Origin of the sequence: Candidatus Poriferisodalis sp. (genome assembly GCF_965219595.1) — a bacterium.
In the GTDB taxonomy this organism is placed as follows: Bacteria; Actinomycetota; Acidimicrobiia; order Acidimicrobiales; family Poriferisodalaceae; genus Poriferisodalis.
Map to the genome: position 1 here is coordinate 2,620,909 of NZ_OZ244781.1, position 14,451 is coordinate 2,635,359.

12 protein-coding genes and 1 pseudogene are annotated in these 14,451 nt (G+C 63.7%); 3 read left to right on the forward strand and 10 right to left on the reverse strand.

All coding sequences use genetic code 11. The features are described from left to right. The first annotated feature begins 33 nt into the window (after window positions 1-33). On the forward strand, window positions 34-1,500 hold the full coding sequence (locus ACOQPE_RS11645; RefSeq protein ID WP_420609072.1) for a mycothione reductase: 1,467 nt from the start codon (window positions 34-36) through the stop codon (window positions 1,498-1,500). Window positions 1,501-1,611: 111 nt separating this feature from the next. On the opposite strand, the gene ACOQPE_RS11650 is transcribed toward ACOQPE_RS11645, so the two are convergent. Then, the gene (locus ACOQPE_RS11650; protein WP_420609073.1) at window positions 1,612-2,085 is read right to left on the reverse strand and encodes a hypothetical protein; all 474 of its coding nucleotides are present in this window, start codon (window positions 2,083-2,085) and stop codon (window positions 1,612-1,614) included. Between the two features lie 94 nt (window positions 2,086-2,179). Next, window positions 2,180-2,356, reverse strand: a pseudogene (locus tag ACOQPE_RS11655) (hypothetical protein); the annotation flags it as partial. A 368-nt stretch (window positions 2,357-2,724) separates the two neighbouring features. Between ACOQPE_RS11655 and ACOQPE_RS11660 the strand changes: the two are divergent. Both ACOQPE_RS11660 and ACOQPE_RS11665 read left to right on the forward strand, forming a co-directional pair. Beyond that, window positions 2,725-3,435: a DNA methyltransferase gene (locus tag ACOQPE_RS11660; RefSeq protein WP_420609074.1), complete on the forward strand. Its 711-nt coding sequence runs from the start codon at window positions 2,725-2,727 to the stop codon at window positions 3,433-3,435. Next, window positions 3,432-3,926, forward strand: a complete 495-nt coding sequence (locus tag ACOQPE_RS11665) for a hypothetical protein (protein WP_420609075.1) — start codon at window positions 3,432-3,434, stop codon at window positions 3,924-3,926. Before ACOQPE_RS11660 ends, ACOQPE_RS11665 begins: the two co-directional genes overlap by 4 nt. Window positions 3,927-4,115: 189 nt before the next feature. On the opposite strand, the gene ACOQPE_RS11670 is transcribed toward ACOQPE_RS11665, so the two are convergent. The 8 genes from ACOQPE_RS11670 to selD form a co-directional block, all read right to left on the reverse strand. Beyond that, the gene (locus ACOQPE_RS11670) at window positions 4,116-5,309 is read right to left on the reverse strand and encodes an ISL3 family transposase (RefSeq protein WP_420609076.1); all 1,194 of its coding nucleotides are present in this window, start codon (window positions 5,307-5,309) and stop codon (window positions 4,116-4,118) included. Between the two features lie 237 nt (window positions 5,310-5,546). Next, window positions 5,547-7,118, reverse strand: coding sequence for an SIR2 family protein (locus ACOQPE_RS11675; RefSeq protein ID WP_420609077.1), 1,572 nt, complete (start codon window positions 7,116-7,118; stop codon window positions 5,547-5,549). Further along, the gene (locus ACOQPE_RS11680) at window positions 7,093-8,046 is read right to left on the reverse strand and encodes a hypothetical protein (RefSeq protein WP_420609078.1); all 954 of its coding nucleotides are present in this window, start codon (window positions 8,044-8,046) and stop codon (window positions 7,093-7,095) included. The genes ACOQPE_RS11675 and ACOQPE_RS11680 overlap by 26 nt, the downstream gene beginning before the upstream one ends. 44 nt (window positions 8,047-8,090) lie before the next feature. Further along, window positions 8,091-10,490, reverse strand: coding sequence for a hypothetical protein (locus tag ACOQPE_RS11685; RefSeq protein WP_420609079.1), 2,400 nt, complete (start codon window positions 10,488-10,490; stop codon window positions 8,091-8,093). Window positions 10,491-10,660: 170 nt separating this feature from the next. Continuing rightward, window positions 10,661-11,611 (reverse strand): DNA-methyltransferase, encoded by a 951-nt coding sequence (locus ACOQPE_RS11690; protein WP_420609080.1) that lies wholly within the window; start codon window positions 11,609-11,611, stop codon window positions 10,661-10,663. 78 nt (window positions 11,612-11,689) lie between these two features. Then, window positions 11,690-12,667 carry an isopenicillin N synthase family dioxygenase gene (locus ACOQPE_RS11695; protein WP_420609081.1) on the reverse strand — a complete coding sequence of 326 codons (978 nt, stop codon included), beginning with the start codon at window positions 12,665-12,667 and terminating at the stop codon, window positions 11,690-11,692. Between the two features lie 8 nt (window positions 12,668-12,675). Continuing rightward, window positions 12,676-13,263, reverse strand: coding sequence for a hypothetical protein (locus ACOQPE_RS11700; RefSeq protein ID WP_420609082.1), 588 nt, complete (start codon window positions 13,261-13,263; stop codon window positions 12,676-12,678). Window positions 13,264-13,267: 4 nt separating this feature from the next. Next, the gene (gene selD, locus ACOQPE_RS11705; protein ID WP_420609083.1) at window positions 13,268-14,413 is read right to left on the reverse strand and encodes a selenide, water dikinase SelD; all 1,146 of its coding nucleotides are present in this window, start codon (window positions 14,411-14,413) and stop codon (window positions 13,268-13,270) included. Window positions 14,414-14,451: the final 38 nt, after the last annotated feature.

Genomic DNA, 14,451 nt, shown 5'->3' on the forward strand with positions numbered 1-14,451 from the left:
GCTCTTGGAGAGAAGCGCTGATTGACTGCTCACATGGCAGATTTCGACTTGGTCATCGTCGGCACCGGCTCGGCCAATTCCATCCCGGGTCCCGAGTTCGACGACTGGTCGATAGCGATCGTCGAGCGCGGCACGTTCGGCGGCACCTGCCTCAACGTGGGCTGCATTCCCTCGAAGATGTTCGTGTACGCGGCCGACGTCGCCGACACCATTGCGACCGCCGGCGACTACGGCATCGCCGCCAGCTTTGACAGCGCCGACTGGCCTGCCATCCGGGATCGCGTATTCGACCGCATCGACCCCATCGCCAGCGGGGGGCGCGACTACCGCTTCGGTGCCGAATGCCCCAACATCACCGTGTTCGAGGGCGATGCCCGTTTCGTGAGCGACCGGCGCCTAGCGGTGCGCATGGGCGACGGCACCACCGAATCGGTGTCGGGGCGCCATGTGGTGCTCGGTGCCGGCGCTCGTGCGTTCGTGCCGCCGTACCGCGGCCTGGGCACGGTGCCGTTCCACACCTCTGACACCGTGATGCGGCTGGATTCGCTGCCAGAGTCGATGATCGTGCTTGGCGGCGGGTATATCGCCTGCGAGCTGGGCTACGTGTTCTCGGCGCTGGGAAGCAACGTCACGGTGGTCAACCGGGGTGAGCGGTTGCTGCGGGCCGAGGACGACGACGTGTCTGCGGCATTCACTACGGCGGCGCAGCGCCACTTCGACCTGCGCCTCGGCGCGACGGTGACCTCCGTGCGCGGCGGAGCCGCGACCGGCAGCACAGTGCGCGGCGGAGCCGCGGAGTTTGTGTACGCCGCCGACGGCTCGCCCAGTGCCCATAGCAACTCCTACACGGTCGAATTCGACCGTGGCGGGCGTGCCGAGTCGGTGAGCGCCGATGTGCTGCTGGTGGCCACAGGTCGGGTTCCCAACGGTGATCAGCTCGCCCTCGACCTTGCAGGAGTGGATGACGACGACGGCCGTGTGCTGACCGATGAGTTCTACCGCACCTCGGCGCCGGGCGTGTGGGCCTTCGGCGACCTGTCGAGCGAGACTCAGCTCAAGCATCTCGCCAACGCGCAGGTGCGGGCGCTGAGGCACAACCTCCTGGTGGCCGAGGGGCAAGCCGACGGCCCCATGCGCACCGTCCGGGAGGATCTGGTCCCCCATGCGGTGTTCTCGCACCCGCAGGTCGCCTCGGTCGGCCTCACCGAGCGCGATGCACGGGCGGCGGGTCTGCCGATCTCGGTGGCCAACAAGCCCTTCGGCCACACGGCGTACGGCTGGGCGCTGGAGGACACCGCCAGCTTCGCCAAGCTCATCGCGCACGCCGAGACCCGCGAGCTGCTCGGCGCCCACATCATCGGCCCCCAGGCGTCCACCCTGATCCAGCAGCTCATCCAAGGGATGTCCTTCGGCCAGACGGTCGACCAGATGGCCCGTGAGCAGTTCTATATCCACCCCGCGCTGACCGAGGTCATCGAGAACGCTCTGCTCGAGCTCTAGCCCGCCGAGCTGACAGCAGCTCGGCCGCGTTCAGTCGACCCGGCGGGCGTCGGGAATCAGGTTGACCTATCCGCCCGGCAGAAATGTGCATCTGACCTGCGGAAACATCGATCAAGGCAAAGTGTTTATTACTTCAACTGTTATCTCAGACGTGTCCGGCCAGATCGCCCGCACCGCTTGAGTCACTTCGGCAGCAACGAGCACGACTGCCCCGATACCGAGCCAACGGTCTCGATGGATCGGCAGCCCAGCATTGAGCCGCCGGACGAGATTTGCCGCCTCTCGCTCCGAGACGATCTCAGCGCCTTCGCGATGGTTGGTGGTCCAATGCCCCCGGTCGCACAGGTAGTCATAGTCCGGTCTCGGCTCATTGGCAAAGTACGCGGCAGGTTTGTCTCGGCGGCGAACTGTGTAGGTGCCTTTCCCCTCGTTGTCCTCCGAGAAGGCTCGCTGATGCTCGAAGGCGTCGTACACATACCGCCAGTTCCCCCACCATGAGTGCCGTTCGCCTGCGGTGCAGCAAGGGCGAGCCTTGCTCTTGCCCGTGGCGTCCTCGGTCTGCTCTTCGGCGCTCTCATCGCTCATGCGTCGAGAAGCTAAGCGCTCTAGAAGGGCTCCTTAGCGATCTTGCGGGATGCGTACTGCTCCCCGCTGATTCGACCGGAATGCCACGATGCACTCATCGCATCGGCTGCCTCTTCGGTACCTGGCCCGAGTCCCGCACGACTGAAGCACCCTCGGCTCGATCCCATGCACTCTCCGATGTCTCTCCCCATATTCCCGGCAGGTCGTTGGCAACCGTCTGCTTCGTCCATCGCTCGCACGGCTCGCGGACTGGGCACTCGGCGCATTTCCGCTCCGCCCACTCGGGTCCCCGTTGAGCGTCACGTGCAGAGGGAAGTCCTCACTCGACAGGCTTTCCGCAGCAGGCGGCCTGTTCCGCTACCTCATCGGCGAAGAGAGGTGGCATTGCTTCCACCATGTCGAGGACCGACGCGCCTAGATTCTATTCCGTGAGCGCTATCAGCCTGAAGAAGCCCCGTTATCAACCATCGCGCGCTGTATGGAGGCGTTCCCAGGCCAACAGCTCCGGTGACTTCCGCCGGGAGACGCTCTCAGATTGCCCGAGAGTCTATGAGGGCGAAACTCGACTGTATGCCTATTGCCTATCGTCGCTGTTCGTCAGCTAGTGCCCGTACCACTCATTAGCGAAGAGGTGCAGCTATGCCAGTAGATCCGAACCTAGATGTAGAACGTCGCGTCGTGCGCAATGGTCTTCCTTCGAATGATCTTGTTCACACTGCACATACCGACGGTAACGACCGAATTTTTCCCAGAATTCTCGATCTCTACCTGGCGCCAGGAAGCATCATTGCGGATGTGACATATGGTAAAGGAGTTTTCTGGAGACGCATTCCCCCTGACAAATATGAACTACGTCCCACTGACATACTTACTGGTACCGATTGTCGAGACTTGCCGTATGCCGATAACGAGATAGATTGCGTTGTATTGGATCCCCCGTACATGCACTCGCCTGGCGGGACCGCACATATGGCGCATAGTGCTTTCGAGGAGCACTACCGAAACAACAGTGCCAAGAACCGAACTGGAAAGAAATACCACGACGCGGTAGTGGAGCTGTACCGTCAAGCAGCTCAAGAAGCTCATCGAGTGCTGCGGCAACGGGGAGTTCTAATTGTAAAATGCCAAGATGAAGTATGTTCAAATCGTCAGCGTTTCACCCATATTGAAATTATTCAGAGTCTCGACGAGATCGGCTTCATCCCCGAAGACCTGTTTGTAGCTGTAAGGAACAACAAGCCCGGAATCAGTCGCGCGATTCGACAGGTTCATGCACGGAAGAACCACAGCTATTTCTTGGTCTTTTGGAAGCCAGGCGAAGGCCGTCGCATCTGGGAAGCGCCAGAGTGAATCCGATTGATTTGCTCATCGAGATCATTCAGGATCACGACCCTGAGGATATCTGGCGAGGCTCTCCGCTTATTGGCTACCGGCTCCTCGGCAATACTAACCGCGGAGAAATCGGCGAAGAGTTCGTTCGTACCTATCTTCGGCATGCGGGCCTTAGGGTGACTCATGGAAACCGCACGGATGAGATCGACATGGATGTCGAAGGATCCCAGGTAGAAGTGAAGACAGCTTCACTGGGTGCAAACGGGACATTCCAGTTCAATCATGTCCGACTGGACCGTGCTTATGACTATCTCATCTGCCTAGGAATCTGTCCGCACGAAATTGTCTTCAACTTATGGGACAAGCGCGAAGTCAACGACGGATTGGCAGGTCACTTAGTCGAGATGGCACAGAATCAGGGGGTGACCTATAAGCTCACGAAGAAGCTCGCTGATATGCAGCCTATAGGTAGCTTTCTTGAGGTTGTACGTGGACGCTTGGGCCTGTAGGTATGGAACGGTAGGCGAGTCGCGATGCCGCCTTCTGTCTTGGCTCAAATGAGTTTCGGATTTGAACACTATCGATATTATGCATCGGTCGTCTGGCCTAACTTGCTTGGCGCTAGCCGGCTGGCAGCGGATTCTAATGGAGCCTTCGCGTTTTTTTGGGATGGGGCTGCTGGGCTCGGTGGGGTCAGGCTATGTGGTGAGGATGCCGCGGGCTTCGAAGTTGGCGTGGTTGGTGAAGCCGTGGGCTTTGCGGCGCAGGACTTGGAGCAGGTTGTTGGTGCCTTCGATGGGGCCGTTGCTGGGCCGCCCGGCGCGGTGCCAGCCGAGGATCTGTTCGTGCCAGGCCAGGAACGTGTCGACGATGCCGCTGAACTCGGGGATCTGGCCGGTGCCGTAGATGTCGGCGAACCGGTCGAGCGCTTCGAGGGCGCCTTTGCGGTCTTTGGCGAGGTAGAGGTTGTGCAGCTCGCCGAGCGCGTCCCAGGCGGCTTTGAGCCGAGGGTGGGCGGCGAACAGGCCGTCGAGGCGTTCCCGCTCGGCGGCGTCGAGGGTGTCGGGTCTGCGCATGAGCAGGAACCGTGCCCGGAACACGTCGGGGTCGAAGCGGGGCTTGGCGCCTTCGGGGCGGCGCTGGACGTCTCGGCGCACCGCGGTCAGCCCGGCTGCGAACCATCTGATGACGTGGAACCGGTCCAGCACGTGGCGGGCGTGGCCCAGCCGGGCGTCGATGGCTGCCTTGTATGCCTTCGAGCCGTCGGACACGACGACCTTGACGCCGCGGCACCACTTGTGGCCCTGGGCGGCCAGGAACGCCGTCAGGGCTGCCTGGCTGCGGTGGGGCACCATGGCGAGCACCTCGCCGGTGTCGCCGTTGACCAGCACCGTCACGTAGCGGTGCCGACGGCGGATCGAGGTCTCATCGACCAGCAGCAGCCGGCACCTGCGCCGACGGCGATGCTCGCCGACCAGCCCCGCCCAGGCGACCACCAGCGCGTTCACCAGGCCCCAGCCCAGCCGGTGCCGGCGGGCCGCCGCGTTGACCGTCATCGCCTGGGCGTCCTGGACCACACGGCGTGCCAGCCGGGCCGTGAGACGGCCCTCGAACGCCGGGTGGTCCTCACAGAATCGACGGCCGCACGGCTCGCAGACCATGCGCCGCCGCTCCCAGATCAGCGTCACCGGCCGGCCCGACACCTCCAGGTCGCGCACCTTGTTGTCGCGGCGGTCATGGGTCCGCCCGCTCGGCGCCGAACAGTGCGGGCACTTCGGGCGCACCACCGTCGAGGCGACCCGCACCACCAGCCGCTCCGGCAGATCGGCAAGCACTCCCAGCACCCGCACCTGCGGCAGCCACAGCCGCACCGACATAACATCTCTCGCCATCGAGGCCCTCCAGGGTTCGGCGTCTCACGAACACCGATCCCAGCAGGGCCTCGACCCCTACCCAAGGACCCTCAACCCACCGTCATCCCAAAAAAACGCGAAGAGCCTTCTAATGTGAGTCCTGGTGGCCTGCACCAACCACCAGATCGATGTCCTATCAAACACTCACCTTCCTCATCACCGCATCACCTTGATGATGCCTCACAGTGATCTTGAAAGCCGTGCCCATAGAATCGATCACAGAGATGCTTGGACCGCCGCAAAGAAGGCGTCTGCCGTTTCGGTGATGAGACGATCGTCCAACGTCCGGTGCCCCGAATCCGCCCAGAACGCATCCCTCGCTTCCCCGAAGCGCCGGATGTCTTCGGTCAGATACGGCACCACCCATCTCTCGTCTAGACCGCGTGCGAAGTCTTCACTCCCTAGGACCCGCAGCAGGTCTTGGTCTCGCATGCTCGAACCCACATAGATCCAGAGCCGCTGGCTCCCGGCATGGAGCAGAGCACGAAGCGCCTCGAGTTTCCCATTGCCGACGCCGGTGTCGGTTTGCTCTGCGCTTACAACGCAGCTCTCCGGCCGGTCGATCGTGCCGTGCACCTTCAGGTAGGGCACCGCAGATACTTGGCCAGCGAGATACTGAGTGATGTAATCGGCCGCGCTCTCGAATTCTGCGTCGTCAGCAAAGACTTCGAGAGGCACCGCAGCATGCGATTCGATGAGTGTGTCGAAGTTGACCGTCACCAAGACGACTCGCCCGACACGCTGGTTGAGATACCGGCATAGGCTCCTGACCGCTGGCCCCGCGTTGGAAACGAGCTTGTCGTGGAGGGCTCTAAAGTCGTCGAGGGTCGGGAGCGATCCGCTGAAGTGGCGTTCTTCAGCGCGTATCACCTGCTCGAGCGTGAGCTGTTGGATGAAATCCTCAGCCTCCAAGGACATCTCACGAGGCGTCAACCACCCATCCTTTGCACCGGCCCACTCGTAGAACCTCCGGGCTAGTTCGGAGGATCCGTGGCGGGAAGCATGGAGGCCAAGCAGCCGTGCAATGGCAGAGTCTCGCATTCGGTTGCCGAGTGGGAACCCGGATGATGCGGAGAAACCGGCTGCGAGGAAAACTACCACGGCCTGGTTCTCCTTCGATATCCGCGCCGCCACAGCAGGTAGCTCGTCTGGCCCGTGCCTGGAGAGCAGATGTTCGCCCTCGACTGCGAGCCGAAGTCCTGCCTTGGGTTGACAGTGAGCCGTGATATCGATCTCACCCTCCACAATGACGAATAGGGTCCTGAGCGTTTGGCTCGGGAGGTTCATCAAGTACAGGGTGAAGAGTTCCCAGATCGCAGACCTGAAGTCGAGGTCTACTTGACTGACCCTGTAAGCCACGATTGCAGCATGTGACTCGGCCTCATCCAGCTCGCGGCTCGTAACTGCGCAGCAGACATCGATGACCGTCTGTTCGCCTGGACTGAGCTCTCCTCCGGCGGGTGGATCTACGAACTCCCAAGAATTTGCGCCTTCAGAATCCACTCGCGCGACCCTTCGGCTGCCGCCGAACCTCGTGACGTCCAGTGCTTGCTCGACGGTTGCGATCCGCGCGGCGTCATCGCTCGGCGGGGTCTTCCGCCGGCCCGTAGGTGCACCTGCGACGAACAATGGAGCATCAAGAACAGCCGCGAGGGCCTCGATGCTCGGAAGGGCCGCATCAAGGTCGTCCACCAATACCGGTACCACGGTGATCGTTCCGGCAAGGCCGCGCTCGTGATGCCGAGCGAGCTGCGGCGCAAGGTCAAGAAGCGCCGTTACCCGGCTCATCGTCTGACAGTTGTAGCTCGGTGAGGTGTTCTAGTAGCCGAGCGCGAAGGCGCGCGGTATCGCGGGGGCGCTCATGGATCAGACCGAAGGCTGCAAGGCTCGGCAGCTGCACCCGTAGCTCCTCAACGAGGCCATCGAACGCTTCGACGAAGAGATCGGGCGTGGCGTGTGCTCGGTGCCCCCTGCTGAGATCCTGAGCGACGCGACGAACAACGTCGGGGACGGCATCCGCGCGGACCCACACCTTCCCATCGTTCCCGCCGCGAGCGTCCTGTACTTCCAGTCCGCTGCCGAGTCGCCGTCGCGCCTCGTACAGCATCCACCCACTCACGAGCGTCTGATTGGCCCGGTCGCGCCGGCCAGATGGAGACAGGACATCGGCGAAGCGCTGCACCGGTGCGAAGAAAGCTCGGTCCACAAGATCCTTGTTCGGCCCGCCTGCGAAGCGGGTCAATGCGCGTCGTTCGTCGGTGCACCGATTTACGAGCAGGGCAATCACGACACCGGCGGCGGGGATTTGTAGGGGCTTGTCTGTGCCTGCGAGCAGACCTACAACCGACTCAATGCGGTGCCGAGACCACTCTCGGTAGAGCGAACCCAGCAATCGATCGTATGCATCGACGATCAAGGCCGTACGTCGCCCCGGTTGATCTGCGTACCGACTGGACAAGTAGTCGATAAGGCACCGGCCCTCAGGTGTAACCAGGTAGCTCGAAGGAGCGACCTCCAGAGTCCAGGGAGGGCCAGGGACCCCGTCCACGGTCGTCGCATCGAGCGCCAGCAGCTCGCGGCGCAAGCGCTGCCCTTGGGCAACTGGATCGAACCAGCGCCGGGCCAAAGCAAGGTCCTCTTTGAGATCGGCGGGCTCTGCCCCCATCGTTTCTGTCCAGATCGAAGTAAGCGCGTGGAGCGTGACAGCCGCGTCCAACCGCGTGAGATCCTCCGGGTGGCCGAGCAAGGGGCTGAGGTCCGTCAACGAACGAGTTCCCTCACGCCGTATCCCTTGGAAGCGACCTGCTCGGCCATCTCTTGAAGGCCGCGTTGTTCTGTCTTGAGCGCGGTCTTCTCCAATTGTTCATAGTCACGAGCGAGTGGAAGAATCACTACGACTTGGTCAGTGGGGTGTTGTGGAATCCGATCCTCAAGGACGTCAAACAGCTGCTGCAGCCGGTCGTGTGCGATGAAGGCACCGAACTCGTCCAAGACCACAAGTCGATTCTGCGGTGGGTTGTCCTCGTCATCTAGGAGCCCCAAGCGGGCCCGGGTGTAGGCGAAGGCCTGTTCGCCTGACGAGAACGCCTCGAGGGGCCGGCTACGTATGATCTCACCCTCGGTCCAGAGCACTTCTCGCGCTTCGAGGTCAACGGCGATGTCTCCCTCGGCCTGTGGTAACAACTCTCGTCGGACGCGTTCGTTGTTGAACCAATCGCTGAAGCGTCGCCCTAACCAAGACTTCAGTTCCTTGACGTACATCTCAGCGTCGGGGCTCTGACTCCGAATGTGCCGCCCGACGCCGATCAAGGCGCGCTCCACCGCTGCAAGTTGAGCCCGCACCGCTCCAAGTCGATCGAGGACGTCGTCGAGCCGTTCGCGAAGGCTCTCGATGTATCGAGCCTGCGCCTCGTTTGAGGTGTGCTGCGCTGGCTCAAGAGCGAGTGCATCGCGAAGCCACCCAAGATCGTCACGGTTGGCGAGCATGTTCCACGCCCGCTGGACGTCGGATTCCGTTCGCACCAGTTCGGAGCGCCTCGCACTTAGTGACTCACGTGCGATCCGTTCCGCTTCTCGAGCCACTTCGAGCGTGTCGCCGTACTCCACGAGCGCCTCATCGAGAAGTTCCTGTGGCACACCTGCGCTCTCAAGGCTCTGCTCGAGACGCTGACGGAGATCGGCAGGATCAGACACTGACGATCCGCCCAAGCGTTCGACGAGGCTCGCTCTTCGACCTGCCAGCTGGACGATCTCGTCGTCGAGCTGAGCCTTCTCCTCTTCCAGTAATCGAATCCCGTCTGAGCCGGCGGCGGGCAAGGCTGCGATCGCCCTTTGCACGCGTTCTTCGTTGGTCTGAACGAGCCGGTTGTATCTCTCGATGTTGTTGATGTGGGCCAGTAGCGCCGCCACCTGTGCCTGCCGCCGATTCTGAGCGGCCAGTTGTTCCTGCACAGCTTCGGCTTCGGGCGGTGGTGGGTGCCCTTCGAGCGCCCTCCTGCGGTTGAACATGCCGCTACGAGTTTGGGCCACGGTCAGGCTTAGATTGGTCTCGGGCTCCTCGAATGCAACTTCGGCGGCGAGGCCGGTCTCCTCGCTTCGCGCTAGGCGATCCGTGATCTCGTCCAGAAGTTCGCGCATGACCGGTGCAGCATCGAGGGAACGCTGCTCAAGTTCAAGCGCCTCGATGGTTTCATCTACTAGAGCCGCTTCCGCTTCCGCACCCGAGCGCTCGTTAACGATGCCGAGTTGAGTTGCGAGCGTGGAGGCGCTTCTGACGGAATCAGCCAGCTTGCGCCGGTTGTTGGATGTAGTCCGTCGCGCATTTCTGAGTTCCTTCTGAACCGGGCCGGCCAAGGCTGAACTCTGCACAATCTCGCGGAGCTCGGTGTCGATGGACTCGCGCCTTGCCTGACGATCGGAGATGCCCCCATCGACTTCCGTCAGTTCTGCCTGGAGCTGCGGCGCTTCCTCCGAATAGCGGTCAAGCCGCCGTTGAAGATCCGCGGCGTCGCTGACGAGCTTGTGCTGCGAATGGGCCCGCTTTGCGTCAGCGGCCGCGCGCTTTAGTTCTTCTTCGGCATTGACCAACGACTGTCTAAGGAAAGGAATGGCGGCGTCCGTCCATCCACCGAACATGAGTCGGAGATCGTCAGCTTTGTGCTCAAGCACAGCTAGCGGGGTGCCCTCCCCCCCGGTGTATCGGGCAGCCCACCGGTGAACCGCCTCGGCTTCCGCATCGGCCCGATTGGCAAGCGTCTCAACGATGCCCTCGTCGCCGGCAATCCGGTGGACTCGCATGAGGTTCCGGAGTTCGCTCATTGTCGTTGGAGCGCCGTCGACCTCAAGCGTCTCGAACCAAGCCTCGTCTGGTGCGCCGCTGGGTTCTCCAGGCCACTCGCGGCTGTCCGCTCTCCAGAGAACCAGATTTGCACCGTGGAGGTTCTCTGCGCGGACCTCGAAGCTGCCTAGTCCAGTACGGAGGCTCTCCCAAGCAGGAGACCTCAGACGATAAGGCATCTCGCCACAACAGATCTCCAGTACCCGCACCGCCAGCGACTTCCCAATGCCGTTGCGGCCCTCGATGACCGACAGCGGCACGTCTGACAATCCGTCAAGGACCCTGAGCGGCCCAATCGGATCGGTACTAATGCGAATCTGCATCGGCTAAGAGGGCGCGGAGAGAGCGCGTCACGCTGGCTTCTGTGTCGTCGAGCGCGGACAGCAACCTGACCAGCTGAACATCGGGGCCAGCGCCCTGACGCTGCGCACCATCAAGGACGCCGATCACTCGGGTGGTGTCAGCCGGCAGTGCGGCATCTGGGCCCGTGCCGTCACTCATCGGCCTTCTCCAGCACCTTTTTGAGCCTAGACCGAGCCGATCTTGTGTACTTGGCTGAAGCTTCGAATCCCAACGCTCTGCGGCCAAGTTCAGCAGCAGCAACTAGGGCAGTGCCGGAGCCGCTGAAGGGATCGAGAACGAGACCTCTGGGTGGTGTGGAGGTGAGGATTCTGCGCTTCACGAAGTCAATCGGGAACGTCGCTGAGTGGCCGTTGGCCGTCGCAGGCGGATCGTGCACTACGACATCCAACGCGCCCGGCTCGGCGGCGTCGAGGTCGTAGTAGTAGCTCGGCCGACGCCCGCCGGGTTGTCGCTGTACGAAGTGGAACCAGTGCTCGTGCGACATCCTCAACCGATCACGTTCCGGGCGAGGCATTGGGTTCGGCTTCGCCCAGATCAGATCGTTGCGCAGGATCCACCCCTGATCCTGCATTGCGATAGCGAATCTTGCGGGCACAAGCAGAAGCTGCTTGTCGTGCAAGTAGCCACCCGACGGAGTTCTTCGCCGTGTACGCCCACCATTGAGCCCCTGTCGGCCGCTATCTCTGATGCTGCTCCAACGCGCGAAATAGGTGTCGCCTAGGTTGACCCAAAGACTTGAGGTTGACCGCAAGGTGCGGCGGGCTTTCGAGAAGAACTCGACCAAGTGATCGATATACCAATGCGGGTACGGCTCAAGCCCCAGCACACCACCCGCTCTTGAGTACCAGTCGAACGGAGGCGTCCGTTCGTCGGTGCAGCCGACAGACCGCCACTCGTCGAGAACCGACTCGTCGTGCGGCAGGCCGTAAGTCCGCATACCCCAATACGGCGGCGAGGTAATGAGGAGGTCGACCGAATCATCCTCAACCTCTTCAACGAGCCGATAAGCGTCTCCGGTTCTAATCGAACTCAGTGGTTCGGTTTCAGGACTGTCAGCTGCGGCCGCACTTCGACTTCGCACGTTCTGAGCCTAACATTGAAGTGCGGCCGCACTTCGCAAGGGCCTGAGCGATGCACCGCCAAGCCCTAGCGGACGGCGTCAATCGATGCGGCGGGCGTCGGGGATGAGGTTGATCTCCCAGATCACCTCTTCCAGCCGGTCCTCGGCCGAGACCGCCTCGTAGCGGCACGGCCGCTCAGGCGTGACCGTGGACGGAGCCGGGGCGAGGATCGTGGACGGGCGTGGGTGGCAGAACTGCACCACGCTGAGCCGGCTGGTGTGCTGGCCTGGGTCGGCCTTGACGCGGTGCCAGCCGGCGCCGATCAGGCCGTTGGTGACGTGCTCCAGCATGATCCCCGAGTTGATGATGACGTGATCGTCCGGCGGGGCGGCATCGACCCATCCGCCGTCGATGCGCACCTGCAGCCCGCGGTCGGTCGCCCGTGGCAGGGCGGTGATGAGGTTGATGTCGGCGTGCTCGTCGGCCCAGACGTGGCCCTCGCTGCCGCCGCCCGGGGCATGTGACATCGGCGGGTAGTGAATGGCCCGGCTCAGGTGCGTGCCGTAGGTGGTCATCCGGTCGAAGTAGGTCTCGTGGGCGCCGATGCCCTGCGCGATCACACGCAGGAAGCGTCGCTGCAGCTCGACGAGCCGCCGGTGGAATTCGGTGAGCCTCGCTCCGGCGCCGTCGATGTCGTCATCGGGAAAGATCGACGGCCGGTACCAGCGGCCGTACTGAACGGTGAGCGGGTGCCCGGCGGGCGGCTGATCGCTCCAGTTGAACATCTCCTTCCAGTCGGGCAGGTCGGAGATGGCGGCGGTTTCGGTGAGGCGGCCGGTGTAGCCACGCGCGCCGAACGACTCCGCGTCGACGTAGCACTGTTTGGCGTCGGGTTCGAGTGCGAAGAACCGGCCCAGCACGTCGTACGCGTCGTCGAGCAGACCGCCGGAGAGATCGTGGGCCGTGTAGACGAAGCCCGTCCGGAGGCTCGACATCACGCCGTCGGTGACCGCCTTGCGCTGTGCCGCCGAGCCGTGCTCGAACGCCAACAGGTCGACATCCAGAATCTCGTCCATAGTGCCTCTCAGTCTTCCCGCTGGCGCGCCAACCAGGCCTCGTAGCGAGCTTGGTCGGTCCAGGCGCCGGTGTCTGTGTCGAAGCGAGCCGCTTCGGGTGCCATCAGGGCCGGGTCGGTGGTGCGGGCCTGGGTGCTCGACACGGTGCCCACCCAGTCGGGCAGGTCGAGCACGAGTTCGGTGGGGCAATCGTGCGGGGGGCGGGCGGCGATGGCGACGGTCGGCAGCGCAGCGATGGACGCATCCCGGTGCGCTGGATCGTTGCTGTAGAAGACCGGGTCGTGGATCTGCTGCCACTTGTCTGCGCCCATGACGATCACATCGAATCCGGCAGCGATGTCCGACAGCAGCTGCGCGTCGGTGACGTCGATCTCGAGCCAGTCGATCGGCGCTGCGACCTGTTCGAGCACGGCGATCCGGTCGGCGAGGCGCGGGCGTTGCACGTCTTCCTTGGCGAGCGCCACCCGGCTGACGGTCCACACGAGCACATCGAGGCGGTGCTGTTCGATCACGGCTTCGCTGATGGCGAGATGGGCCGTCGTGGGCGGGTTGAACGAGCCGGGAAACACCCCCCGCCGCATCGTGCCTGCGGACATTTCCTCAGCCTGCGTCTGTTGCGGAGTCTCCGGTGACGGCGCCCGCGATCGTGATCGATCCCGCCGTGCCGCTGCTGCCGTCGGCGAGTTCGCCGATCACTGCGGCGTCATGGCCGCTGTCGCGCAGCTCGCGCACAGCGTCGCCGGCGCGTGCGGGATCGCAGCTGAACAGCAGGCCGCCCGAAGTTTGCGGATCGCCGAGCACGGTGCGGGTGAGCTCGTCGCTGCCGTCGAGGCGCTCGGCCAGGTGATCCAGGTTGCGGCCGGTGCCCCCGGGCACGAAGCCGCCGGTGGCGAGCCCGACCACATCGGGCAGCAGCGGCACGGCGCCGGCATCCACCACGGCACTCGCTTCGCTGGCCGCGGCGAGTTCTGCGAGGTGTCCCAGCAGTCCGAACCCGGTGACGTCGGTAGCCGCCGTGGCTCCTGCCCTGATGGCCGCGGCGGCGGCTGCGTCGTTGAGCCGGCACATCTCGGCCACGCCGGCCTCGTAGGCCGCATGCAGGTCGCCGCCCGGCTCGACGGCCTCGGGGCCCGAACGCTTCAGCGCGGTCGCGAGCAGACCGGTGCCGAGCGGTTTGGTCAGCACCAGCGCCTGGCCCGCCTGCCCACCGGCGTTGGTGAGCAGGCCCGTGCCGTCGCTGGCCGGCCGGCAGGTGCCAGTCACCGACATGCCATAGAGCGGCTCGGGCGCGTCGATGGTGTGACCGCCGGCCACCACCCAGCCGCCGTCCGCCGCGGCATCCGCACCGCCGGCGAGCACCTCGCCCAGCAAGTCCAGCGGGAGCGCGTCGCGCGGCCAGGCCGCCAGGTTGAGGGCGAACAGCGGGCTCGCGCCCATCGCGTAGATGTCGCTGACGGCATTCGCCGCCGCGATGCGCCCCCACGTGCGCGCATCGTCCACGATCGGCGCGAAGAAGTCGGTCGAATTCACCAGCAGCCGGTCGCCGTCGAGCCGCCACACGGCGGCATCGTCGCTGGTGTCGGTGCCGACCACCAGGTCCGGGTGCGACGGGGGAGTCAGATGGCGCAGAACCTGCGCCAGCTCGGAAGGCCCGAGCTTGCACGCTCAGCCCGCACCGTGGCTGTACTGGCTCAGCCGGAACGCCGGTGTCGATTCGCCGCGCGAGCGTGCGTCCTCGGAGGTCACGCCGTCACGGTACCGATCCGGGTCTCCGCTGGGCACCG

Bases quoted from the DNA above. Each gene is read 5' to 3' on its own strand.
- ACOQPE_RS11645 (WP_420609072.1), top strand. From the start codon at position 34: ATGGCAGATTTCGACTTGGTCATCGTCGGCACCGGCTCGGCCAATTCC.
- ACOQPE_RS11660 (WP_420609074.1), top strand. From the start codon at position 2,725: ATGCCAGTAGATCCGAACCTAGATGTAGAACGTCGCGTCGTGCGCAAT.
- ACOQPE_RS11670 (WP_420609076.1), bottom strand. From the start codon at position 5,309: ATGGCGAGAGATGTTATGTCGGTGCGGCTGTGGCTGCCGCAGGTGCGG.
- ACOQPE_RS11685 (WP_420609079.1), bottom strand. From the start codon at position 10,490: ATGCAGATTCGCATTAGTACCGATCCGATTGGGCCGCTCAGGGTCCTT.
- ACOQPE_RS11695 (WP_420609081.1), bottom strand. From the start codon at position 12,667: ATGGACGAGATTCTGGATGTCGACCTGTTGGCGTTCGAGCACGGCTCG.
- ACOQPE_RS11675 (WP_420609077.1), bottom strand. From the start codon at position 7,118: ATGAGCCGGGTAACGGCGCTTCTTGACCTTGCGCCGCAGCTCGCTCGG.
- ACOQPE_RS11700 (WP_420609082.1), bottom strand. From the start codon at position 13,263: ATGTCCGCAGGCACGATGCGGCGGGGGGTGTTTCCCGGCTCGTTCAAC.
- ACOQPE_RS11650 (WP_420609073.1), bottom strand. From the start codon at position 2,085: ATGAGCGATGAGAGCGCCGAAGAGCAGACCGAGGACGCCACGGGCAAG.